Origin of the sequence: Microcoleus sp. PH2017_34_RAT_O_A (assembly GCF_020737885.1) — a bacterium.
Lineage (GTDB): Bacteria > Cyanobacteriota > Cyanobacteriia > Cyanobacteriales > Microcoleaceae > Microcoleus.
In genome coordinates this window covers 1-23,165 of record NZ_JAEQDD010000021.1, presented here as the reverse complement: position 1 = coordinate 23,165, position 23,165 = coordinate 1, and the positions used below count along the sequence as shown (strand labels likewise).

At 47.7% G+C, this 23,165-nt stretch carries 19 protein-coding genes; 9 read left to right on the top strand and 10 right to left on the bottom strand.

Features of this window, described 5'->3' with window-relative positions; genetic code table 11:
• Positions 1 to 282: 282 nt before the first annotated feature.
• Positions 283 to 2,544 (bottom strand): iron uptake porin, encoded by a 2,262-nt coding sequence (locus JGK11_RS09890; RefSeq protein ID WP_293198393.1) that lies wholly within the window; start codon positions 2,542 to 2,544, stop codon positions 283 to 285.
• Here JGK11_RS09890 and JGK11_RS09885 point away from each other — a divergent pair.
• Positions 2,543 to 2,671 carry a hypothetical protein gene (locus JGK11_RS09885; protein WP_293182062.1) on the top strand — a complete coding sequence of 43 codons (129 nt, stop codon included), beginning with the start codon at positions 2,543 to 2,545 and terminating at the stop codon, positions 2,669 to 2,671. The genes JGK11_RS09890 and JGK11_RS09885 overlap by 2 nt on opposite strands.
• Before the next feature lie 13 nt (positions 2,672 to 2,684).
• Here the strand turns inward: JGK11_RS09885 and uraD are convergent, their stop codons facing one another.
• The 6 genes from uraD to rsmI all read right to left on the bottom strand — a co-directional run bounded on the left by uraD (position 2,685) and on the right by rsmI (position 8,651).
• Positions 2,685 to 3,191 (bottom strand): 2-oxo-4-hydroxy-4-carboxy-5-ureidoimidazoline decarboxylase, encoded by a 507-nt coding sequence (gene uraD, locus JGK11_RS09880; RefSeq protein ID WP_293182064.1) that lies wholly within the window; start codon positions 3,189 to 3,191, stop codon positions 2,685 to 2,687.
• A gap of 215 nt (positions 3,192 to 3,406) precedes the next feature.
• The gene (locus JGK11_RS09875) at positions 3,407 to 4,420 is read right to left on the bottom strand and encodes an aromatic ring-hydroxylating dioxygenase subunit alpha (protein ID WP_293211422.1); all 1,014 of its coding nucleotides are present in this window, start codon (positions 4,418 to 4,420) and stop codon (positions 3,407 to 3,409) included.
• Between the two features lie 293 nt (positions 4,421 to 4,713).
• Complete coding sequence (gene uraH / locus JGK11_RS09870; RefSeq protein WP_293182068.1) at positions 4,714 to 5,076, bottom strand: hydroxyisourate hydrolase; 363 nt, start codon at positions 5,074 to 5,076, stop codon at positions 4,714 to 4,716.
• Between the two features lie 53 nt (positions 5,077 to 5,129).
• A complete protein-coding gene (gene hpxO, locus JGK11_RS09865) occupies positions 5,130 to 6,290 on the bottom strand; it encodes an FAD-dependent urate hydroxylase HpxO (RefSeq protein WP_293191538.1) in 1,161 nt (386 codons plus the stop codon).
• Positions 6,291 to 6,464: 174 nt separating this feature from the next.
• Complete coding sequence (locus JGK11_RS09860; RefSeq protein WP_293191541.1) at positions 6,465 to 7,685, bottom strand: glycosyltransferase; 1,221 nt, start codon at positions 7,683 to 7,685, stop codon at positions 6,465 to 6,467.
• An 84-nt stretch (positions 7,686 to 7,769) separates the two neighbouring features.
• Positions 7,770 to 8,651, bottom strand: a complete 882-nt coding sequence (rsmI, locus tag JGK11_RS09855) for a 16S rRNA (cytidine(1402)-2'-O)-methyltransferase (protein ID WP_293211421.1) — start codon at positions 8,649 to 8,651, stop codon at positions 7,770 to 7,772.
• Positions 8,652 to 8,750: 99 nt separating this feature from the next.
• Between rsmI and JGK11_RS09850 the strand changes: the two genes are divergently transcribed.
• Positions 8,751 to 9,614 carry a sugar kinase gene (locus JGK11_RS09850; protein WP_293211420.1) on the top strand — a complete coding sequence of 288 codons (864 nt, stop codon included), beginning with the start codon at positions 8,751 to 8,753 and terminating at the stop codon, positions 9,612 to 9,614.
• Positions 9,615 to 9,859: 245 nt separating this feature from the next.
• On the top strand, positions 9,860 to 10,990 hold the full coding sequence (locus tag JGK11_RS09845; protein ID WP_293191549.1) for a cupin-like domain-containing protein: 1,131 nt from the start codon (positions 9,860 to 9,862) through the stop codon (positions 10,988 to 10,990).
• Positions 10,991 to 11,791: 801 nt separating this feature from the next.
• Here JGK11_RS09845 and JGK11_RS09840 read toward each other — a convergent pair.
• The 3 genes from JGK11_RS09840 to JGK11_RS09830 form a co-directional block, all read right to left on the bottom strand.
• On the bottom strand, positions 11,792 to 12,235 hold the full coding sequence (locus tag JGK11_RS09840) for a retroviral-like aspartic protease family protein (protein WP_293191551.1): 444 nt from the start codon (positions 12,233 to 12,235) through the stop codon (positions 11,792 to 11,794).
• A 377-nt stretch (positions 12,236 to 12,612) separates the two neighbouring features.
• Positions 12,613 to 13,896 (bottom strand): sugar ABC transporter substrate-binding protein, encoded by a 1,284-nt coding sequence (locus JGK11_RS09835; RefSeq protein WP_293211419.1) that lies wholly within the window; start codon positions 13,894 to 13,896, stop codon positions 12,613 to 12,615.
• Between the two features lie 24 nt (positions 13,897 to 13,920).
• The gene (locus JGK11_RS09830) at positions 13,921 to 14,232 is read right to left on the bottom strand and encodes a hypothetical protein (protein WP_293204646.1); all 312 of its coding nucleotides are present in this window, start codon (positions 14,230 to 14,232) and stop codon (positions 13,921 to 13,923) included.
• A 55-nt stretch (positions 14,233 to 14,287) separates the two neighbouring features.
• Between JGK11_RS09830 and pilM the strand changes: the two genes are divergently transcribed.
• The 6 genes from pilM to cobD all read left to right on the top strand — a co-directional run bounded on the left by pilM (position 14,288) and on the right by cobD (position 22,917).
• Positions 14,288 to 15,382, top strand: coding sequence for a type IV pilus assembly protein PilM (pilM, locus tag JGK11_RS09825; protein ID WP_293211418.1), 1,095 nt, complete (start codon positions 14,288 to 14,290; stop codon positions 15,380 to 15,382).
• A gap of 458 nt (positions 15,383 to 15,840) precedes the next feature.
• Positions 15,841 to 16,758 carry a PilN domain-containing protein gene (locus tag JGK11_RS09820; protein WP_293211416.1) on the top strand — a complete coding sequence of 306 codons (918 nt, stop codon included), beginning with the start codon at positions 15,841 to 15,843 and terminating at the stop codon, positions 16,756 to 16,758.
• Positions 16,755 to 17,555 (top strand): pilus assembly protein PilO, encoded by an 801-nt coding sequence (locus JGK11_RS09815; protein WP_293182090.1) that lies wholly within the window; start codon positions 16,755 to 16,757, stop codon positions 17,553 to 17,555. The genes JGK11_RS09820 and JGK11_RS09815 overlap by 4 nt, the downstream gene beginning before the upstream one ends.
• Positions 17,556 to 17,965: 410 nt before the next feature.
• A complete protein-coding gene (locus JGK11_RS09810; protein WP_293211415.1) occupies positions 17,966 to 20,416 on the top strand; it encodes a type IV pilus secretin family protein in 2,451 nt (816 codons plus the stop codon).
• Positions 20,417 to 21,459: 1,043 nt separating this feature from the next.
• Complete coding sequence (locus JGK11_RS09805) at positions 21,460 to 21,753, top strand: HU family DNA-binding protein (RefSeq protein WP_293148925.1); 294 nt, start codon at positions 21,460 to 21,462, stop codon at positions 21,751 to 21,753.
• Positions 21,754 to 21,768: 15 nt separating this feature from the next.
• Positions 21,769 to 22,917 (top strand): threonine-phosphate decarboxylase CobD, encoded by a 1,149-nt coding sequence (cobD, locus tag JGK11_RS09800; RefSeq protein ID WP_293211414.1) that lies wholly within the window; start codon positions 21,769 to 21,771, stop codon positions 22,915 to 22,917.
• Positions 22,918 to 23,165: the final 248 nt, after the last annotated feature.

Here is a 23,165-nt window from a genome sequence, read left to right as displayed (position 1 = left end):
TTGTTATGTTATATCAATTCCGGCTGCGCCGGAATGATATAGAGGAGACGGCTTGGCCTTTGTCCCTACCCCAGATTGATTGTAGGGACAAAGGCCAAGCCGTCTCCTCATTTTGGCAGCTAATAATTCCGATGCAGCCGGAATTGATATTAAATGACTTTGGCTGACTCATTATTAATCATACAGCACATTAGAGGTTTGTCAACCATTCTCAATAACAGGCAGGATGCCTGTTCCACCATAAAATTTATTCCTTGTGGAACAGGCATCTTGCTTGTTCGCTCAGAAGCTGAACTGAGTGCGAAGATTGCCCACAAACACGGTGGGATTGCTATCAAAATTGTTGGCATTAAAGATAGCGTAGAATGCCGGGACGATCGCAATATTATTAGTAATCGGGTAATAATACGAACCCTCTACCTCGTACTGAGTACCTCCATTGCCGCCGCCCGAGAGCAAGAACCTGCGACCCGAGATATAATCGTGGGGAACCACAAATGAAAGTACACCCAGCGCGCCCTTTTTTCCCAGATCCGGAAATCCAATGCCAACTTGAAAAGATTGTACTTTAATGTCTCCGCCAGAGCGATCGCGATTTACCGGATTTACCTCAAGCTGGCCGTAGGAATACCGCCCGAACAAACCAAAATTCCGGCTCAACAACCAATCAAAATTAACCACAAAAGTATCAGCACCGGAGTCTCTAACTCTTCCCCCAAAACCGTCATCCGCATAACCGTAAGGCAGCGGTTCGCCCACAGCACCGCCAATAAATCCATTATAAGGTTTGAGGCTCGATCGCGCGTAAATCAGCCGCAGATTGAAAGAATTGCTGGGGGCGTATTCCAACTGCGCTGTCATTGTGTTGGAACTGTTAAACAAACCATCCCTGGGATTGCTAGCAGTATTAAATACAGCAGGATTCAAAAATTCTGTATTTTCAGCCATATAAGCAGCCGTCAACTTCAGCGGCTTGGCAACTTGCCAACTGACAACAGCACCAGAACCGCGATCGACTGCATTTAACAGTGTACTTCCGTTCGAGTTAAAACTCGTTGCCCCTTTCAGATAAAATGTGAAACGGTTGCCATCAAAATATCGATAATAATTCAATCGCGGCCCGATCGCAACTTGGACTTTATCTCCGACGGGAAACGTGTAGGACATCTCGCGAATTCCCACAGCATTAGCCGTTGGCGCACCAGTTTGATCTAAAAAAGGACTTCCCCACGAGTTGTAAAAGCCCGCCGAAACTAATTCGTTTGCAGGCGAGTTGCCGTTGCCGAAAACCAACTGAGTTACCAGGGAATCTTTGCCAGTAAACGAAGTGTTTAGCGTCAGGAAAGCATAGTAACTAAAAGTAGTTTCAGGCTGCCCGCGCTCAACGCGAGTCGGTCGATTGTTAGCATCGCGAGTTGGGGCAGCAAACGGGCTTCCGGGGGCGGTGCGGCTGCGTTCTGCGGTGATATCGCCAGTCGGAAATGCTGAGGTGAGGTTGAACCAAACCGTCGCATTGAGTTTTGTGGTAGTTGAGAATTGATTCGATTCTAAATTCGCCGTGCGAGCTTCTAATACATCGATTCTACCGCGCAGCATTGCTAGTTCTGCGGCAAATTCTTCTTGTAGTCTCTGGAGTTTCTGTAAATCCTCTTTTTTAACTAAATTCGAGGTTCCTGCTGTTATCAACTCAGCAACTTTATCGAGGCACGCATTCAAACCGGCGGCGAATTCGTAGCGAGTCATGGCTCGATTTGGGCGATAAGTGCCGTCGGGATATCCAGCTATGCAGCCGTAGCGTTCTACTAATGATTGCAGCGCGCCAAATGCCCAATCTGTGGGTTTAACGTCGCTGAGTTGGGAAACTGATGTGACTTGTTCCATCTCCGGCGAGGCGGAAGGATTGGTTGCTTCTAAGCTGTCTGCTTGGATTTGGGTGATGTTTGTCGGCGCTGGTTTTTCTGGGGTTTGAATTGATTCTGATAAGACGTTTGATTCGCTGGATTCTTGAGTTGCTGTATCTGTCGGTTGCAGATTATTTGGTTGGGAAGTTGCGGCGACTTCCGATTCTTTGTTTGTTGTTGGTTTCGCTGAAATATCGGCAGTTAGTTCTAGGGTTTGTGCAGGCTTTGTTTTTGTGGAATTTGGCTCTAGCGCAACTGGCCATCTAGCGGATTTTTCGGATGTTATATTTGTCTGGTTGACATCGTTGGTTTGAGAAATCTCTGCTATTTTTTCGCTGTTTGTTGTGAGGGAAATACTCTCGGCTTTTTCTGGCTTTTGTGGTTTGGCATCAGCGATTGTTTCTGGCGTTGATGCGGGATTTGCCGCTGTTTCAATTTGGGCGATCCTCTTCGAGGGCTTCGCTAACGCACTTTGTGACTGGGCGGCATCAACCAGCGGTAAGTCGCCTGGCGAGGCTATTATTTCTTGAGTTTTATTATAGGAAACTTCCGCAGCAGAGCTTGCCGGAGAATGCAGCAGGCTAATACAAAATAGTGAGGGTGTTGCTGTCACTAGGATTTGGAAATATAAAAATTTAGACATGAGCCTCACTTGGATTCAATACTGTACCAAAAGTAGCATTTTAGTGCCACTGTTTGCGCTGTGGTTTGGCATTGGTACAGTGCCAGCAATTCTGACGGCATTTTTGCGGGCATTTTCCCGCAGTTAACGTAGTGAGGACTTCAATCCTCTTTCCCAATAGCCGACTCAAGGCGAAACCGCGCAATCTCATAGATTTCTGTTAAAGCCTGCTGCATTTCAGTTTCTGGGGAATTGTTGAGGCGGCGCTCAAATGCTTCAAGAATGCTGGTTTTTGTCTGGTTTTTCACCGCCACAATGAAGGGAAAACCGAACTTTTCGCGGTACGATCGGTTGAGGGATTGCAAGCGATCGAACTCTGCGACAGATAGCCGATCCAAACCTGCGCCGGCTTGTTCGTTAACCGATGCTACAGCCATTTTTGCTTTGCTTCCCAAGTCCGGGTGTGCTTGAATTAATGCTAATTTTTCTTCCCCAGTCATGGAATTGACGACTGTTACCATTTTAGCGCGCAAGTCGGCTGTGGAGGCAAAAGGGCGATCGTCCCAAGTGCAACGGGCGACTGTGGGAGTGCGTTCAAAAATCGCGCCCAAGGCTTCTGTAAATGTCTCCTGGCTCATTTCGTTGAGTTCAATGAGAGAGTATTGCATTGCTAATTAAATTAATTAATACCATTTCTAAAAAATATTGCTACCAAAGAAGTTGGTCAGGTGCGTCGCTGTGAGATTGTCGATCTTTTTTAGGGATTTTCGATGGCGACGCACCCTACATCTACAAACTGTCAACTGTCAACTGTCAACTGTCAACTGTCAACTGTCAACTGTCAACTGTCAACTGTCAACTGTCAACTGTCAACTGTCAACTGTCAACTGACTTTAGTTTGTTCGACTTCGCCGTGGGCTTTTAGAAGTGCAGCAATTTTGTGGCGGATGATGATTCCCGGCTTATCTGTCAGCATATGTTGCTCTTGGGCGATGTCGAGCGGTACGTCCCAATCTGTTGTTTCTAAAATCCGCTTGTCTTCTAAAGTAACAGCGCGATCGAAGGCAATAATATCGCTGGTTTTTGCCTCATTTTCGGTATCGTTCCGGAGGCAAAACTGCACCATTTGAGAAGTCGCATCGTCAATCGGAGTCATGGTATTGACGATGATGTGAACGAGTCCGTTTGGGTAAGCAATCCGCAGCTTGACGGTAAACGGTAGAAACCAAATTCCGTTTATTGTCCGCACGGTTTCAGCTTGCTCTATGTTTAAGTTTTGCTGTTGTTCGGCGGGATTAGCGACACCCAAAACACTTCGGTAATGCAGTTCCCATTCTGTTTCTGTAAACTCCATCACATCGGGCGTGAGATGCTCTTCGCTGCCGAAAGTTGCGGTATGTACAAAAGTAGGATGAGCCATATCTAATTCGTTTTCCATCACCCGCAATCCCGCACAATTCCAAGGTTCGTAAAATTCGTGAATTTGGCGGTAGTTGGGGTCTGCTGCTTCGGGAATATTGGGAATCTCGGCGATTGGTTCGTCCAAACAAACCCAAACGTATCCGTAGCGATCGCAAGCCTGATAAGATTTTACTTTGTAGTTGCCAGAAATCGAGCCGTTTGGCTGTTGTGGAACGCTGACACAAGTTCCTGACGAGTTGAATGTCCAGCCGTGGTAAGCACAGGAAATGTTGCCGCTGACAACTTTTCCCAGGGAAAGTTTAGCAGTGCGGTGACAGCAGCGGTCTTCTACTGCTGCGGGTTTACCTTCAGAATCGAGCCAAAGTGCGATCGGCTGACCTAATAATACAAAAGGTTTTGGTTCGCCTGACAATTCGGCGACGGGAATAACGGGATACCAGAAGCGTTTGAAAACAGGTTGTTTTGTGACTAACATGGTTTTTTTAATTTTAAATTAATTATTTGACATCTCCCCTCTTTAGTTAAAGCATGGTGCGTCGCTCCAACAATTTTGGATATTTACAAATATATAGCCTTTCTCAGATAGATGAGGTACAGTTGACAAATTGGTAATTGGTAATTGGTAATAGCTTGAGAGGGTACCTCACTTTCTTGAGAACTGCTATGGGCGATGCACCCTACCGCGATAAACACTGCGCCCTCAACTGTCAACTGTCAACTGTCAACTGTCAACTGTCAACTGTCAACTGTCAACTGTCAACTGTTTAATCAACTACCGCGATAGGTGCTGTACGACCAAGGCGAAACTAACAGCGGTACGTGATAGTGTGAGCTTGGGTCGGCGATGCCGAACTGAATTGGAACGCTGTTTAAAAAAGGCGGATCGGGCAAATTTTCGGCGGACTGCGCGAAGTATTCGCCAACAGCAAAGACTAATTCATAAATTCCCGGTTTGAACTCGTTTTCTGATAGTAGCGGAGCAGCGGTGCGGCCGTCAGCATTAGTTGTTACAGTTTTTAGCAGGATTTTGGCGCCGGAGTTGGGGTCAATTGATTGCAGGGCGATCGACATATTTGCCGCCGGACAGCCGCGGGCTGTGTCGAGAACGTGAGTAGTAAGTTTTCCTGACATTATTGTAAGGTTAAATGCTAATTTTTGATTGATTTTCCCGCTAGAAGATTGTGCTAGTGTAGGGGCCCTGCCATGATGACTTTGGCGATCGCATCTGTGACATCACTTGGCTGTTCCTTAGCCAGTTGTTCGTACCAAAGTTGTGTCACCTGCGGATCTTTGCCGTGAATTTGTTCGGCACGCTGGCGCGCTTTTTCGACAACTGCATTCGCCCGCTGCTTGCGCTCAGTTTCGTAGCGTTTGAGCGCGTATTCTACGCCTAAATTCGTAGTCGAAAGGTAGTTGCTGAGTACGAGTCCATCTTCCATGGCTTGACAGCCTCCCTGGCCCAAATCCGGGCAAGTAGCGTGGGCGGAATCTCCCAGCAAAGCAACTCTACCGCGAACGTAGGAGTCGATCGGACCTACGTCGTGAATTTCCGGGCGGGCGACTGTATTGGGATCTAATCTTTCTATCAACAATTGCACTGGTTCGGCCCAACCTGCAAAATGTTCTTTAAGTTCGGCTTTGTAATTGTCGGGATTGGCGGGAGTTCCTGTGGGTAACGGAACATCAAAGAAAAAGTAAAAGCGATCGCCCGCTACGGGCATTAATGAGGCGCGCTTGCAGTCACCGACATAAATCGCCCAAGTATTTGGCGGCGCTAGTGCTTCATCCGCCGCTACTAGCCCGTTCCAATTGATATAACCGCCGTATTTCGGCTGTACTTCGCAGCCCAATACATGGGTTCGCAAAATTGAGCGAACGCCGTCAGCAGCCACCAACAAATCGCCGCGCGCTTTGTCTCCGTTCTCAAAAATTGCAGTTACTCCGGTTGCGTCTTCTTCCACGGCAATACATTTGCGATCGAGCTTGACTTCTTCCTTAAAAGCTGCTAATAACATTTGTTGTAAGTCACGGCGCGCCACCGGATAAGGACGCTGACCGACTTGTTGAATTAGCGGCATTAAATCGATGTCATTTAGCAGTTGACCGATTTTGGTGCGGTATTCCATGCGCTCCATTTTTCCGCCAATTTGCGCCATATTTGCGCCTAAACCAAGGCGGTTGAGAACTTTGACGCCGTTCGACCACATGGAGATACCAGCGCCTGCTGGACGCAGTTCTTTTACGCGATCGTAAATTGCAACTTCATAACCTGCTTGTTGGAGGGCGATACCGGCAGTTAAGCCACCAATTCCGGCACCGATAATGACAACTTTTAAGTCGTGCATTCTGTGTTTCTCCTGCTGAGTGACATCCTAATACTATTTTAGATTTTAGATTTTAGATTTTAGATTTTAGATTTTAGTATCAAGAATTACATCTTAAGTCGGTGAGTCAGATTTAATTTACTCGATTATCATCAAACAAACCCAACTGACGCACCCTACATAATTAATTGGGAATTAGCCTAAAAACTTGGTTAATTCACCGAGATTTTGCCCGATCGCATTTGTCCCGCGAATGTGAGATAGCGGAGAACCTCCATACAAAAAACTATCCAAGCTGACTTGATAATTTTGCTGCACGGCCAAATCCAGCCACAAATTCTTAAATCCCGCTCCCGTTTTGTAGTCGGGAATGTTATGCTGGTAGTAGGGAAAACTGTCAAGGCAAGTATTAAAAAAGTTCTTGCGACCGCAATGCTTTAAATACTGATATCGCGGTTTGAATTCAGTTTGATTTTGCAATACTGTATGAATCGTATCCGCTAAGGATTCCGCGTCAAATTTGGAATAAAGACCCGCACCTTCCGGGAAAACGGGCGAGTTTCCTCGGGCGTATTGGTTGAATTCTTCAAAACAAATTACTGGTACGTTGCAACTCATGGCTTCGGTAATTCCCCGGTTTTTGCCTTCGAGAAGGGAACCCAGGACGAATGCTTGTGCCCGCGAATAATAGTTAGGGATTTCTTGATAGTAGTCAACTCGCGGCAGTAAGTTGATGTAGTCGGAGGTATTTCCTAAAATTGTTTCAACTTCGTGCAATTCTTTTAAGGCGTTCTCGTCGAGAGTTTTCAAGTTATTAACATCAAAGTCGTGACCGCTGACAACTGTTAATTTTATGAGTTTTTGCGGATACTTTTGCCGATAAATTTTTAAGGCTTTGGCAATCATCGGCAAGTTCTTTTCTTCGGAAAATCGGGCGACGGCGAGGAGGTCGATGTCTTTGGCGGGGACGTTGCGAGGGGAAATTAAGTATTCGTTGATGAAGTCGGTGTCTTGCAGTGGTATGATTGGTTTGTTGGCGCGATCGGGATATGTTTCGCGAAACCACTTGGCTCGCTGCGGGTTTTTGTATAAACTGGAGTAGGCGTCGGCTACGGGTGCCCAGGAGTAGGAGGTTCCGGGGGAATAGGTGAAGGAATGAAATACTGAGGAAAGTTGGGGAAATAGTTTGTTTATCAGTTCGACTCCTTCGCTGAAGTAAATCCCTTTGATGAATTTTCCTTCGTAAAACAGCGGGGGAAGCAAGACGTAGAAACTGACTGTATCGAAGCGGTGGGGTTGGTCTTCAAATATCTCCCAGCTAAAGGCGTCTAAGTCTGCATAGATTTCGGCGATTGGTTTGTTGATGTGGGGGTTGCGTAAATAGGGTTTTTGGCGATCGTAGTTTCCGCGTACCATAGATTTTATTAGTGTGATTATTTAGCTTTTTTTATTTAACCGCAGAGGGCGCAGAGGGCGCAGAGAAGGAGAAGAGAGAGTTATTCACAAGTCTTCTAAAGGTTGTTCTGGTGATTCGTTGTCGCCAATTGTGAGGGCTAGTTGGTAGATTTGGCGGCGGGGGAGGGATGTTTGTTGCGCGAGTTGGCGGCTGGCCTGGGAACGACTTATGCCTTCTGCGATTAATGTTTGCAATTCGGCTTTGATGGCGTCTTCTGAAAAAATTGGTGCGTCTGTTTGCAGCCCGCCAATTATTAGAGTAAATTCTCCCTGGGGTTCGCGTGTGGTGTAAAGTTCGATCGCACTTTCCATACTACCGCGCCAAAATTCTTCGTGCATTTTAGTCAACTCCCGCGCCAGTACAATCTGTCTGTCGCTTCCCAAGGTGTTTGCTAAATCTTGTAAAGTTTGCCGCAATCGGTGCGGAGATTCGTATAAGATAATAGTGCGCGATTCTATTTGCAAACTTTCTAAACTCCGCTGGCGTTCTTGACCTTTGGTGGGTAAAAATCCTTCAAACACAAATCTGTCTGTAGGTAATCCCGATGCACTTATCCCAACTATACAAGCGCTCGGGCCGGGAATCGGAATAATGTTAATATTAGCATCGGCGCAGGCTTTGACTAATTCGTATCCGGGGTCAGAAATTCCGGGCATTCCGGCGTCGCTGACGAGGGCGATACTTTTTCCTAACAGCAGTTTATCGATTAATTCCGGGAGTCGTTGCTGTTGGTTGTGTTCGTGATAGCTGATTTGGGGCGTTTTGATTTGAAAGTGGTGTAAAAGTTTGCCTGTGTGGCGCGTGTCTTCGGCGGCGATGAAGTCTGCTGTTTGCAAAATTCGGATGGCGCGATATGTCATATCTTCGAGATTGCCGATCGGCGTTCCGACAATGTAAAGTGTTCCTGTATTGGGATTTGGCTGCATTTTGATGTTTTTTATTTTTAACCGCAGATATAACACGGGCGGGACGCCCATGCCACAGATTTAAGAACCAATATCACAAGAAAAAATATCAGACAGATTATGAAGACTGGATTGTTTTTGGGATTGGCGACTTTGGATTTAATTTATTTAGCCTCCAAGCCTCCGGGGGAAAATCAGAAAGTTGTTGCTGTTGATTCTACCATTGCTGCGGGCGGGCCGGCGACAAATGCTGCGGTGGCTTTTAGCGGTTTGGGGAATGCGGCGGTGTTGGCGGGAGTTTTGGGTACTCACGCGATCGCCCAATTAATCCGTGCAGACTTAGCGGAGTACAATGTCAGGATAATGGATTTGCAGCCAGGGCGATCGCACTCTCCGCCAGTCTCTTCGATTATCGTAACTCAAGCAACGGGCGATCGGGCAGTAATCTCAGTGAATGCTACTAAATCCCAGGTTGACAGCCAAGCAATTAACCGAGATATTTTAACATCAGTTAATATCATACTGTTTGACGGACATCAAATCCCAGCCAGCCAAGAAATTGCTCAACTCGCCCAATCAAAAAACATTCCAATCGTCCTCGATGGCGGCAGTTGGAAACCCGGATTAGAAAAAATATTGCCCTTCGTTGAATGGGCTGTGTGTTCGGATAACTTTCATCCGCCCGACTGTCACAATTCCGAACAAGTCTTTGCTTATCTCTCAGCAGCCGGAATACCCAACATTGCCATCACACGCGGCGAAAAACCAATCCAATACTTGTGCAAAGGCAGTTTTGGTAGTGTAGAAGTGCCCCAAATACAAGCCGCAGACACATTAGGCGCCGGCGACATCTTTCACGGCGCTTTCTGTCACTACATTTTACAAAAAAACTTTACAAACGCCCTAAGCGCCGCAGCGAAGACAGCTTCCGATTCCTGCAAATATTTCGGAACCCGCCAATGGATAAAAAATCTGCAACCTTAACTTAAAATTAACAAAAAAATCCGGACAAAAGCGATCGCACCCAGAAAACTCAAACAGCCAACACTCATTAAGCTAAAATAGTGATAGCAACCCTCTCTCTCTTTATTAGCGCCCGTGGAACAGGCGTCTCGCCTGTTTATTATCGCAGATTATAAAACAACTCATTCACAAATCCAACCAGATTGCTATATTAGTTAAGCAACTTCAAGCAAAACAAAACCACCCCAAAACAAAACACTCCAATCATGCCTGACACCCAACCCCTAACCATCACACTTCCCCCTTTGCGGATTACCCTAACCGAAGAACAACAGGTTAATCTAGAATGGCTGACACAAAACTTGCCCAATCTACTCGCAGCAGCGCCAAGCAAACCCGAAGTCCCCGACAATCTGAAACAGTGGGTGGCGGCTAACAAATTATTAAATCAACCAGATGCAGACATCATTCAAGGCCTAATAAATACAGGCATTGATGCCGAAATAGCAACCGCAGAAGTTACAGCCATATCCTCTCATCCGTACTTCCAAGCAGGCAGCCATTACGTACAGTTATTGCAGAAACTGGAATCGCAACTAACCATCAACAATCAATTAGCAGCCCTCTCTTCCAAGTTTGGCACAATCGAACGGAAAAGCAGTCTTTCTAGAGAGTATTTTCTCGAAAATTACTACGCAAAAAACACTCCGGTAATTATTACCAACATCATGCACAACTGGAAAGCCTTACAGTTGTGGACGCCAGAGTATTTGCAGGAAAAATACGGCGATGCAGAGGTGGAAATTCAAGCCAACCGCAATTCTGACCCGGATTACGAAATTAAGATACACAACCACAAAAAAACCGTTCAGTTCCGCGAATATATAGATATGGTCGTCAACGGCGGCCCTAGCAACGACTGCTACATGGTTGCTAACAACCAAACTCTGGAAAGAGAGGAATTTAAACCGCTATTCAACGACTTTGAAATTTTCCCAGAATATCTGACTCCCGACGATACCAAAGGCAGAATTTTCTTTTGGTTTGGCCCGAAAGGTACAATTACACCGCTACACCACGACCCGGTTAACTTAGTTTTAGCACAGGTATCGGGACGCAAATTAATTAAGTTGATTTGTCCGCAGCAAACACCTCTACTTTACAATCATGTCGGAGTTTTCAGCAAGGTTGACGGCGAAAATCCTGACTACGAAAAGTATCCGCTTTACAGAGAGGCGAAAATCATTGAGGTGATTTTGGAACCGGGAGAAGTTATTTTTATTCCTGTGGGTTGGTGGCATCACGTAAAATCCCTGGATGTGAGTATTTCGGTTTCGTTTACTAATTTTGTGTTTCCCAATTATTACGAATGGAAATATCCTCATATTAATTGGTAGTCGGTTGGGGCTCGCTTCACAAAAACCATTCCAAAATTCTGTAGATACTGTCTTGACAAGTCAAGAGGGGCGATTGCATAATTGATGTCGAAAGGCTTTTGGGACTTGAAAACCCCAAAAGCTAAATGCACCAACTAAAGTCTTCTCTTCATCCCTTGGGCTTGCCTTGACAACTAGAATAACTTCTAGCCCTACTTATTCAGCCGATACCATTGTCCTCCATTCAAATCTCTATTCTCTCTCTGTGTCCTCTGTGTTCTCTGCGGTTAAATTATTCCCATACAACTCGAAACGATAATATTACTTTTACTAAAGAAGGACTAAAGTCCTCACTACGAACCTAGGATAATAGTTTTAATGCCGATATTGACCTATATATATGGCGGCACGGATTTCCATTATTTAATGATATGTCAAGTTGCAAAAAAAAGCAAGAGGCGAACTAAAAAAAAAGTTGCCCCAGCTTTAATAAAAAACTACCTTTGATTCCAAGCCGCCGCCGCATCAGTGACAGCTTCCTCTACTGGTTTTTCACCTAACATTGCCGCTTGCAAATTGTCATAACCTGCATTCAGATCTCTATTCTCTCCCTCTGTGTCCTCTGTGTTCTCTGTGGTTAAATTATTCCCATACAACTCGAAACGATAATATTAGTTTTCATAAAATAGTAGGGTGCATCAGCCACTTCTGATTCCCCACCTGAAAATTAGGGCCCTCGCTGACGAACGCTACAATATTGCTGAATTGAGAAAAACGATCGCACTTGTCAACGCACAACCGTCTCAAAAATGGGGGTTAGCGCTACAAAATCGTCAAATAGGTTTCAGTCGGACTGATGGGTAAAGGCTTCAAGATTTGATTTTGCAAGTCTATTTCCAATCCCAATGATTCTAAAGGTATGACACCCAAAAGTGCATCATTACCTCCCGGTAACTCCAAGCACTCGAAAGTGCCTTCCCGGTCAAACATTGATATTTTAGCATCTTGAAAAATGCGGGCTTTGCCAATACCCATTGCTGTTGCTACGTCTACTTCTTTGAGGAGTTTTAGTCCCAGTTTGGCGATCGCCTCTTTTGGCAGACACAAGGTAGTAGCCCCTGTGTCCACCAATACGTTTTTGAGGACGATCGACCGAATTTGGTCTTCTAGAATCGTCCCATCTTCTGCCCGAATTTGGTCGGCTCGATTAACGATTGTCAGAGTGGCAAAAACTTTTCCCATTGGATTGCTGTTTTTAATTTGCATAGTTGCCTCCTGCGGTAGCGTCGGAGTTATTACCTAGTTTAATTATAACTTATATGCACTGGCGATCGCACGGCTTTCTCGTGAGCAATCTATATCAAATCCGATACCATCGTCTTGCATTCAGATCTCTATTCTTTCTCTCTGTGTCCTCTGTGTTCTCTGCGGTTAAATCACCTGACCATACAACCGCAAACGATAATATTAGTTGTACTAAAGAAGGACTAAAGTCCTCACTACAAACCTAGGATGATAATTTTAATGCTGATATTTACTTATATATATGGCGACACGGATTTCCATTATTTAATGATATGTCAAGTTGCAAAAAAAAGCAAGGGGCGAACTAAAAAAAAAGTTGCCCCAGCTTTAATAAAAAACTACCTTTGATTCCAAGCCGCCGCCGCATCAGTGACAGCTTGCTCTACTGGTTTTTCGCCTAACATTGCCGCTTGCAAATTGTCATAAATTGCCTTTTGCAACTTCTTAACATCCTTGAGAGGCGGAATCAACAACTCGGCTTTGTCCAACCCAGAAGCGCTGATAATCCTAGCTCGATCGCTCGAAGCAGCATCGGCCGGAACGCTCTTAAAATAACCGTCCTGCAAAGTCTCAACCGTGGAAGGCAAAACATTAGCAGCCTTGGCAAAAGCTAACTGATTTTGAGAATTAGTTACGTACAAAGCAAACTTGACAGCATCATCAGGGCGCTTGCTATCGCGAGGGATAACTAAATTCATTACTGCCACAGTTTTCTTGCCAGTTTCTCCGGTAATTTGAGGCGCAGCAGTTGAAACAGCACCAATACTCGGAGCATTTTCGGCGATCGCCTTTAAAAACTGAGGCCCGGAACCCAACAAAGCAGTTTCTCCAGCTTGATAAAGCTCGATCGCCCTGCGGTGTCCCTGCACCAAAACATCCTGCGGTAACAGCCCGCCCTTGTACAAATCAACCCAATACTGAAAAACAGCTTTGCCCTTAGCTGTATTAAAAGCAGCCTTACCTTGAGCGTCCACCAAAGGCACACCCATCTGCACGAAAGATTGCAACACTTCCGCCGAATCCTCCGGTACAAAAGTCGCAAAAAAAGCAAACTTACCAGTTTTCTCTTTTACCTGTTTTGCAACAGTTGCCAACTCGGCATAGGTAGCCGGAGGCTTGGTAATTCCAGCTTTTTTAAACAAATCCGTATTGTAAATAGTTACCGGAGTTGTAAGATACCAAGGAATGCCAAAAGTCTTGCCCTCAAGTACACTAGCTTTCCAGATATTTGGCAGATAGCTCGATCGCACTTGCTGCGAAATCCGCGAGTCCAAATCCAGCCAAGCATTGCGCCCAGCCAACAGCGAAGCAAAATCAGGATTCAGGTTCACCACATCCGGCGCAGTTTTCGCCGACACAGCCCCCAAAATCTTGCTTTCCATCGCCGACCAAGGCACGTCCACCCAGCGCACCTTCACTCCCGGATTTTCGGCTTCAAAACCGGCGATCGTCTTGTTGAAATACTCAGTAAACTGAGGTTGCAGTTGCATAGTCCAAAACTCGATCGCGTCCGCATTCTTGGTCTGGGAATTAACAGCCGGCTTGCTGCAACTTACCACCGCAGCCAGCAGCAGCCCCACCAGCCCAAAAACAGCGAACAGTTGCCAAGATTTACGTTTCATAGAAATAAATTTTGAGATTCAAGGTTAGCTAAGGAGAAAACAAGCATCGCCCTCCCAAAGCCCTCCTGGGCTCAAGCGCCAGAGTTTTGTGTGCGGGCCCGGGAGGGAGAGAGTCGGTTTTGCTGCATAACCGGCAGGTTTTCGGTCGATCGAGTTTAAATTTGTTGACATTCGCAACAGAATAGCTATTGTCAAGTAAATTGGATAGCATAAAATCGAAACTGGCGATCGCGCCACAAAGACTGTGCAGCGCAGAATCAGGCGGGATACCGAGATCGCAGCGATCGCAGTATCGGCGGGAGTTGGAAACCAATCTTCCAACAGCCAACGGCCCAATCAGGCTGGCAAGCGTACAACATAAAAAAATACCAATTACCGACGACCCAATCCTATGGTTAACTTTTTCAAAGGTCTACTTTCCCCACGCCAGCCTGGAATCGGGATCGAAATAGCCCCAGATCGCATCAACATCATTCAGATCGAAAAGAAAGCTCAGGCATTAAAATTGGGTCTCCTAGCCTCAATGGAAGTACCAGAAGACATCATACAAGAAGGGCAAATAGTCGATCCGCCGGGAATGGCAGAACTAATACGTGCCCTCCTCGCCGAAAACAAAATCAAAGCCAAGAAAGTAGCCACAGCCATTCCCGGCCGCGAAGCCGTGATCAGGCTAATTCCAGTTCCCGCAGAACTCAACGAAGAAGAACTCCGGGATTACATGAACGCAGAAGCAGGGCTGTACTTACCGTTTCCCAGAGAAGACGCCGACGTAGACTATCAAAAAATAGGCCTATTTGTAGATGACGACGGCGTAGAAAAAGTGCAAGTGGTATTAGTCGCAACCCGCAGAGAAGTTACCGATACCTACATCGAAACCTTCAAAGAAGCCGGACTGATTATAGACGTGCTAGAAGTAACCAGCTTTGCCCTGATCCGCACCCTCAAAGACCAACTGCAACAATTTTCATCCCAAGAAGCCGCAGTCCTCACAGACATAGAATTTGACAGTACCGAGTTAGCTATAGTAGTGGACGGCATACCGCAATTTAACCGTACTATCCCGATCGGCACCTACCAAATCCAGACCGCCCTCAACCAAGCCATGAACCTGCCTCCCACCAGAGACACCAGCGAACTGCAAGGCATGACCCTACCAGTCACAGACACAATGGGCGCATCGGGAGACACCAATCCCGGCACCAATGCGATGATTAAAGTATTGGGAGAACTAGCAGACGAACTGCGCCGTTCAGTAGACTTTTACCTCAACCAGAGCGAAGAACTCGAAGTAGCGCAACTGTTGCTAGCAGGGCCAGGAGCTGCGATCGGCAAACTTGACGAATTTTTCATGCAAAGATTAAGCTTGCCGGCATCTCAAGTAGACCCAATCGAAACCCTAGGACTCGAAATCAGCGAAGAAATTAGCCCAGAACAGCGAGCAGGCTTAGGAGTAGCCTTAGGTTTAGGACTCAGGGAGGTAATGTGACCTAAGAGTTTTAGATAATAGAAAAACAGATTTGAGAATTTTAGGAAAAAGCTTCTTCCGCAAAAAGAAGCCCCCTGATACAGAAGGTAGAATATTGGAGGTAAAAGGTAAAAGGTAAAAGGTAGAATATCGGAGGTAGAAGCAACCACTTCCTTCAGTAGAAGGCAGAAAGTTGTTTCTTTCTTCCCTAAATAAATCCTTCACTTATACCGGCAATCTGGCGCTCTGTCTAAAATCTAAAATTTCAAATTAAAATCTATAGCAACAGCCAAGACGGTTGGGACGTTCTTAATTGCTCAAACCATGCGGCAGATTGCACCTTCCACAGGATTTCCTCCTTCTTCCTTCTTCCTTCTTTTTACCTTGAGCCAAGCCTTTCATGCCTTCTTCCTTCTTCCTTCTTCCTTCTTCCTTCTTCCTTCTTCCTTCTTCCTTCTGCTATAAAATCCAGTGAAGCCATGTACAGCCTAGATATTAATTTTCTCAACGATCGCCCCGACTACAAACCAGTCACAGCAGCCAAAAGCTCAGCTAGAAGAAGTTCCGGGGGAGCCAAAGACCAACTGCCCCTAATTGGGGCGGGGCTGTTTGCCTTGGGTCTCAATGCCGCCGTCATGGGCGCCTGGTGGTGGGCGACCAGCCAAAATAGCAGCTTGGCTACAGAACAAGCAAACATCGAACAAGAACTGGCAAGGTTAAGCACTCAAGCCAACGCCATCAAAGCCATCAACGCCGAAACCGACAAAGTTACCGCCGAATACAAAGCATTAGCCGGAGTATTCGACCAAATTAAACCTTGGTCGGCGATGCTGCAAGACCTGAGTGCCCGCACTCCCGCCGGACTGCAAATTGCCAAAATCGAGCAAATCGACCCCAGTCCCGCCCCCGTTGCAGCAGCACCCCCTCCGCCCGCGGCAACTCCCGCCGCATCCCCCGGCGCGAGTCCATCCCCCGGCGCGAGTCCATCCCCAGCCAGCCCCACCCCGGTGGCTGCTCCTATCCCAGTCGCCCCGCCACAGGTGGCAAAAGTACAAATTTCAGGGATAGCCAGTACCTTTGCTCAAGTTAACGACTTTATGCTTCTAGTCCAGCGCTCTCCTTTCTTCCTCAACACCGATACCAAACTGGTAGCGGCCACATTAAAAAGCAACCCCACGCAATTACAAGTGCGGAACCCAAACGCAGCAGCAGCAGAACTTCCCAAACTGCGGCCGGTGGTGGAATATAAAATTGAAACAACGCTCAGCCCGACTGGCGCCTCCGAGTTGCTCCCCGAGCTGCGGAGCAAGCAAGCAGACGGGCTAGCAATACGGATAGAAACACTTCAAGAAAAAGGAGTGCTAGAACCAGAAAAAACAGAGGTGAAAAAACCATGACAGCAGAGTTTATTCCCAGCGGGGCACAAGCAGAAGAAGCAGGGACTCAGGAAATATTTGGCATTAAGCTGACACCCCAAGTCCAAGCAATAGGCATCGCGGTTCTCGGCCTCGGAATAGCCGGCTACGTCGGCTCCCAGTTCGTACTCCCGGAATTCCAAAAAAGCGACGAAATTAAACAAAAAATTGCCGCCAGCAAGAAAACGCAAGTCGAATTGCAAACTCTAATTCTCAAAAAGTCAGAAGCACAAGCAAAGCAAGAAGAAGCCAAACAGCGCCGGGCCAACGTGACGGCAATGTTTGCTAGCGACGCAGGATCTAACACGCTGCTGCTTGACATGAACCAACTGGTTAATCGCATCAACGCCGGCGTGCAAGGGGACGACCTCAAGGCTAAAATTACCAAATTTGAGCCGGATGTCCCGCCAGCAGGAGCACCAGCACCCGTGCCGGGAGCTCCCGACCCTGATATTCTCAGCGATACGTCCTTCGGGCCGTCCCTGGCTGGCAAGCTCAGACGCAAAAAATATAAGGTAGAGTTTGAAGGCAGTTTCGCTCAAACCCGCAATTTCATGCGTAACTTGGAGTTGATGCAGTCGCTGTTGGTAGTGAGGAATTTGAAATCTGAATTGCTAACATCAACTCAGTCTATGCAAATAGATTTTTTGAAGGGAAGAATAGTCCCTGTGGAGCAGCCACAAACTAAAATTAAAACGGCTTTTGACTTGCACGCGCTGCTGCCGTTAAAGCAAGAAGAAAAACTGCCAACTCCGGCTCCAAGTCCTGCTGCTAAGTAGCCGTATTATTGCTGATATTAGCTCTTTTTTGAAAGTTGCTTTTTCAGCAGGAGGTAGAAGATAGAACGCCAAAATATGAATGCCGCGAACAAAAATATATGGCAATCTAAAATTAGGCTTTTTGCCGAATTCATTCTAACTTCTTCCTTCAAACACAGGCTCGAATCGAGAAGATATAGCCTTCGTTTCAGTAAGATGATGTGCCCATAGGGCTCCGTGGGCATCGGCCTTCCCAGGGCATGGGGCATTGGGCATTGGACATTAGTAGGCCCTCACCAATAACCAATAACTAATAACCAATAACCTATGCCCCATGCCCCATGCCCCATGCCCCATGCCCCATGCCCCATGCCCCATGCCCCATGCCCCATGCCCCATGCCCATAAATAATAAAGTGTAGAGGAGAGAACGTGAAACAGCATCTACGGTTAAGTGGAGGACTCTTGAGCAGCGTTGCCGGAGTTATGCTCGCCCAAGCGCCAGTCTCGGCAGCGCCGACTAAAGTCACAGGAGTGCAAGTAAGTCAAGCTAATAATGGCGTAAATATTGTCCTAGCTACCGAAAAGGGCGATCGCCCGCAAGTTTTTGGCATCAACAGCGGCAATACCTACCAAGCCACGATTACCAACACCCAGCTCCGCCTGCGCCAAGGCAACAGCTTCCGGCAAGATAACCCAGCTCCGGGCATTTCCTCAGTAGAAATCACCCAGCTAGAAGCTAACAGCATCCGCGTTGTAGTGGCAGGAACCAACGGAATTCCCAACGGACAATTTGTGCCCGGACAAGGCCAAAGCATCGTCCTAAGCGTTGCCGGACAGGGCGGGACAGCGCAGTCTGCCCCAGCAACACAGGCTGCATTGCCCTCGCTAAACCAAGCCCAAAATGTACCTCCGCCACCTCCAGGACTGCCGCTGAGCCCAACAACTTCCCGGCCGGCCCCCGTCCGCACGTCGCAAACCCCGGGCGTGATGCTGCAAAATCCCGAAGTTACTATTACTAGGAACGATCGCCCGCCCCTCCCCAGCGAAATACAATCTCAGAACAATCAAGCTCCGTCTTTCCAGCCGCGGGCTGTAGCGCCGCCCTTGGGAGATATCGCAGTTTCTAACATCGCGCCGGCTGGGGCAAGTATTGAACTGAGTTCGGGAGAACGCATCCCCCGTTTGGTGCTGCGCGATGCCCCAGTCCGCGACGTTTTAGCTCTGCTGGCCAGGGCTGCGGGATTGAACATTGCTTTTACAGGCGGCGGGGCCCCCGGCCAACCAGGCCAAGCCGCTCCGGCGGCCGCACCGGGAGCAGCAGGAGGCGCCGATGAAGGGCCGAAGATTTCTTTGGACATCGAAAATGAGTCGGTGCAAGATGTTTTCAACTACGTGCTGCGGATCAGCGGGCTGCAAGCCAACCGCGTCGGGCGCACGATTTTTGTCGGTTCTAATTTGCCTCTGGACTCGCGCAATATTATCGTTCGGACGCTGCGACTCAATCAAGTCAGATCTACCGATGCAGCTAACTTTTTGAGTGCTCAAGGTGCAGAAACTCAACTCCCCATTACTCGGGTGACTATTCAAACCGTGGGCCAGGGAAATACGGCGCGGGATGTGGAAATTCGGGAACCGGACATTAAGGCAATTGGTGCCAAGGATGGCAACGGGCCGCTCTTGCTGAGGGGACTGTCGGTGCTGGCGGATGCGAGGCTCAATTCGATCACTTTGGTGGGCGATCCGCGCAAAGTTGATGTTGCGGTAGCTTTCTTGACTCAGCTAGATTTGCGCCGCCGTCAAGTGGCTGTCAACGTCAAGGTGATCGATGTCAACTTGCTGGGAAACAACAGAAGTAGCAGCAGTTTCTCTTTCGGAATTAATAACAATTTCTTTGTCAATCAGGACGGAGTAGCAAGTCTCAATTTTGGTGGCTTGCGGCCGGCTACAGTCGGTGATGTCAACAATCCCAACAATCGATCGACTCCGCCGATCGTCCCCAACCCCATAGGAGCCGTGGAGCCTATCTACGATCAGAGGGGCAATTTAATCAACGTGCCTCTAACAGGGACTCCTACCTACGATCGGAATGGCAATTTAATCAACGTACCTAACAGTGGCGGGGTGTTCCTCCGCCCGACAGCAATTACTGGTAACCCCGGACGAGTTGGGGTTGAAACTTACGAGCCTGGCCCGGGTGGCAGTGCGACTTTCGCCCTGTTCCCGCTGTTGCAATATCCGAGGAGGTTCCTGTCGGCGTTGCAGGCAACTATTGAAACCCGGAATGCCAAAATCCTCACCGATCCAACTCTGGTGGTTCAAGAAGGAGAAACGGCGAATGTGAATATTACTGATGAGATAATTACTAACATCACTCAGCAAACGCAGACCACGGGAAATACAAGTACCACAACCACGACGGCAGTGAAAGATAAGGCCGGTTTGCAGTTGGGGGTGGCGATCGATCGGGTTGACGATAATGGCTTTGTTTCTTTGCGGGTGAACCCGATTATCAGGACACCGGGCTCCACTCGAGATCTGGCCACGGGCGCGAACACCAATCAGATAACGCTGCTGGGCGAGCGATCGTTGCAATCGGGGCTAATTCGCCTGCGGGACGGTCAAACTTTGATTGTTTCGGGGATTATCCGCGACGAAGAACGGATTACAGCAAACAAGATTCCGATTTTGGGAGATTTGCCGATTATCGGTTCGCTGTTCAGGAGCACCACTAAGGATAACCAGCGGGCAGAGTTGATTGTATTGCTGACTCCCCAGATTTTGGATGATAGCGATCGATCGAACTTTGGCTACCAAAACAACATCAGTCCCGACGCCCGCCAACTGTTGCAGCGCAGTCAGCCCGTCCAACCCAGACAGTAGGCATGGGGCATCGGGCATCGGGCATCGGGCAAAGAGGGCATCGGGATGAAGGAAGAGGTGTCAACTTAAGGTCAAAAGTCGTGCCGGTCTGCTGTCTGACGATTTGCCGAGTCTAGATCCCCCCTAACCCCCCTTAAGAAGGGGGGGACAAGAGCGTCGTCCAAGTCCCCCGACTATCCGGGAGAGAAGAGCGTCGTCCAAGTCCCCCGACTATCCGGGAGAGAAGAGCGTCGTCCAAGTCCCCCGACTATCCGGGGAGAGGGACAGGATTCTTCTCAAAGTCAACCCCTACTCCCCTTCTTAAGGGGGATTTAGGGGGATCGAGACTCGGCTATAAACGAGAGATACAAACGACTATCCGGGGAGAGGGACAGGATTCTTCTCAAAGTCAACCCCTACTCCCCTTCTTAAGGGGGATTTAGGGGGATCGGGCCTCGGCTATAAACGAGAGATAGAGATACAAAGGTTTTTAGGCGATTGGTGACACGAATGGGAAGAGAGAAGAGGTTCGAGGAAAAGAAATATTTCTTTTCCCCTTGACAATTCAGACTTTATTCCTTTTAATTCACCTTCTTTCTCTCAGAAGCAATCAGGAATCAGGAAAAAAAGTTTTGTTTAACCCTTGACAAATGACATTTTATTCCTGCTATTTTTACTTATTTTCAAATTTCAAATCCACGGAGGCAAGAAATCTTCTCTCCAAAGAGGTATTTTTTTACCTAAATTTAGGTATTAATTCTAAAAATTGTCCGAATCCATATAAATTAAAGGTTCCACCGATCCATAAGGGTCGGCAAGACTTTAGAATAATGCAGTGAAAATTAGATGCTGTCGGGTTTTCAGCAACTAAAAACAAAAATTCCTTTTCTGACCAATTACCCTAGGGTAATTAGTATTCAGCAGGAGTTCTTAATTGGGGAAGCGGGCTGGAGTAATAGGGGATAACCCAAACGCTCTCAACCCAAACTCCAATACAGTTACAACTCACAGCTAATAGTTGAACTCTGTTTAACGTATTTTGCAAATCCCAGAAGGAGTTCTGAATGAACAAAGGTGAATTGGTTGATGTAGTGGCCGAAAATGCTAGTGTCACGAAAAAACAGGCAGATGCCGTTTTGAGTGCAGCCTTGGAAGCAATCATGAAAGCTGTCTCCGACGGCGACAAGGTGACATTGGTCGGTTTTGGCTCGTTTGAGTCGCGGGAACGCAAGGCCCGGGAGGGTCGCAATCCCAAAACTGGCGACAAGATGGAAATCCCGGCAACTAAAGTTCCTGCATTTTCCGCAGGTAAGTTGTTTAAGGACAGAGTTGCACCGCCGAAAGAACCCAAAATTTAATTGGTGAACTGAGTCTTGATTAGACCTGTACACGGTGGGAATTTAGCTTGGGCAGCCGCATTGGCTGGCTGCCCTCCCTCTGCTATTCTCGATTTTTCTGCCAGTATCAGTCCTTTGGGCCCTCCTGAGTCTGCCCTGGCTGCGATTCAAGCTCATTTGAGCAGTCTCACGGCTTACCCAGACCCGGATTATGGAGAGCTCCGGACTGCTTTGGGTGAGGCATTGAATGTTGATCCGGATTGGATTTTGCCGGGGAATGGATCGGCGGAATTGTTGACTTGGGCGGCTTGGGATTTGTCGAAGCTGGAGGCGACTTATTTGGTGACTCCGGCTTTTGGCGATTACTGGCGAGCTCTTTCGGCTTTCGGCGCGCAGGTGCTCGATTGTCCTTTGGATCTGAAATCGTTGAACTGGGAGACTGGTAACGGGTTAGTAGCGGATGATTTATCGGTTTCTAACGGTTCCCTTGTCTCTCCTTCTTTCCCTCTCCCGGTTCCTCTTGCTCTCGGTGCCGATCGAGCTTTGTTGCTAAACAACCCTCACAATCCTACGGGTTTGCTCTTCGGTAGGGAGGCGATTCGGCCTTATTTGGAGCAGTTGGGTATGGTGGTGGTGGATGAGGCCTTTATGGACTTTCTACCGCCAGCAGAGCAGCAAAGTTCGATCGCTCAAGTTGAGGAATTTCCGAATTTGGTGATTTTACGATCGCTCACCAAATTCTATTCTCTGCCGGGACTGCGGATGGGATGTGCGATCGCCCATCCCGACATCCTGCGCCGCTGGCAGTTGCTGCGCGATCCTTGGCCTGTGAATGCCTTGGCTGCGGCGGCTGCTGCTGCTATGGTGCGAGATGCTGCTTTTGAGCGGCAAACTTGGGATTGGCTGCCTGGGGCTCGGCGAGAGCTGTTTGAGGGTTTGGCTGATTTACCCGGTTTGCGGCCAATGGCTGGGGCCGCTAATTTCTTGTTAGTTGAGTCGTCGGTGTCGGTGGCTGCAATTCAAAAAAGTCTGTTGCAACAACACCGGATTTTGATTCGAGATTGTTTGAGTTTTCCTGAGTTGGGCGATCGATTTTTCCGAGTCGCCGTGCGCGATCGGGTGGACAATCTGCGGCTGATTGCTGGACTTGCCGATGTGATTAGGAATGGCAATTTAATAACTTAATCGACTTGCTTGTTACCAGGCTCTGCCTCCTTTTACTTCCCAGAGTATAGGAGAGAGGACTGTAGGAGCTGTTTAAATTATTAAATTTTCGTTCCTTAGCTGTTAACTCGGAAATTCATCTCACGTCATAATCTTTGATTTTGGCGTGAAATGAATGCCAGAAGAGCGGGCGAATGGAATTCGCGCCTATACAGACAAAACCCGCCTCCGCGGGTTGAAGAGTGGGCCGTTGAAATTACGTTGTTTTC

Bases quoted from the DNA above. Each gene is read 5' to 3' on its own strand.
- JGK11_RS09805 (WP_293148925.1), top strand. From the start codon at position 21,460: ATGAACAAAGGTGAATTGGTTGATGTAGTGGCCGAAAATGCTAGTGTC.
- hpxO (WP_293191538.1), bottom strand. From the start codon at position 6,290: ATGCACGACTTAAAAGTTGTCATTATCGGTGCCGGAATTGGTGGCTTA.
- JGK11_RS09885 (WP_293182062.1), top strand. From the start codon at position 2,543: ATGAGCCTCACTTGGATTCAATACTGTACCAAAAGTAGCATTTTAGTG.
- JGK11_RS09820 (WP_293211416.1), top strand. From the start codon at position 15,841: ATGTACAGCCTAGATATTAATTTTCTCAACGATCGCCCCGACTACAAA.
- JGK11_RS09875 (WP_293211422.1), bottom strand. From the start codon at position 4,420: ATGTTAGTCACAAAACAACCTGTTTTCAAACGCTTCTGGTATCCCGTT.
- pilM (WP_293211418.1), top strand. From the start codon at position 14,288: ATGGTTAACTTTTTCAAAGGTCTACTTTCCCCACGCCAGCCTGGAATC.
- JGK11_RS09840 (WP_293191551.1), bottom strand. From the start codon at position 12,235: ATGCAAATTAAAAACAGCAATCCAATGGGAAAAGTTTTTGCCACTCTG.
- uraH (WP_293182068.1), bottom strand. From the start codon at position 5,076: ATGTCAGGAAAACTTACTACTCACGTTCTCGACACAGCCCGCGGCTGT.
- uraD (WP_293182064.1), bottom strand. From the start codon at position 3,191: ATGCAATACTCTCTCATTGAACTCAACGAAATGAGCCAGGAGACATTT.
- JGK11_RS09860 (WP_293191541.1), bottom strand. From the start codon at position 7,685: ATGGTACGCGGAAACTACGATCGCCAAAAACCCTATTTACGCAACCCC.
- JGK11_RS09835 (WP_293211419.1), bottom strand. From the start codon at position 13,896: ATGAAACGTAAATCTTGGCAACTGTTCGCTGTTTTTGGGCTGGTGGGG.
- JGK11_RS09845 (WP_293191549.1), top strand. From the start codon at position 9,860: ATGCCTGACACCCAACCCCTAACCATCACACTTCCCCCTTTGCGGATT.
- rsmI (WP_293211421.1), bottom strand. From the start codon at position 8,651: ATGCAGCCAAATCCCAATACAGGAACACTTTACATTGTCGGAACGCCG.
- JGK11_RS09890 (WP_293198393.1), bottom strand. From the start codon at position 2,544: ATGTCTAAATTTTTATATTTCCAAATCCTAGTGACAGCAACACCCTCA.
- JGK11_RS09850 (WP_293211420.1), top strand. From the start codon at position 8,751: ATGAAGACTGGATTGTTTTTGGGATTGGCGACTTTGGATTTAATTTAT.
- JGK11_RS09815 (WP_293182090.1), top strand. From the start codon at position 16,755: ATGACAGCAGAGTTTATTCCCAGCGGGGCACAAGCAGAAGAAGCAGGG.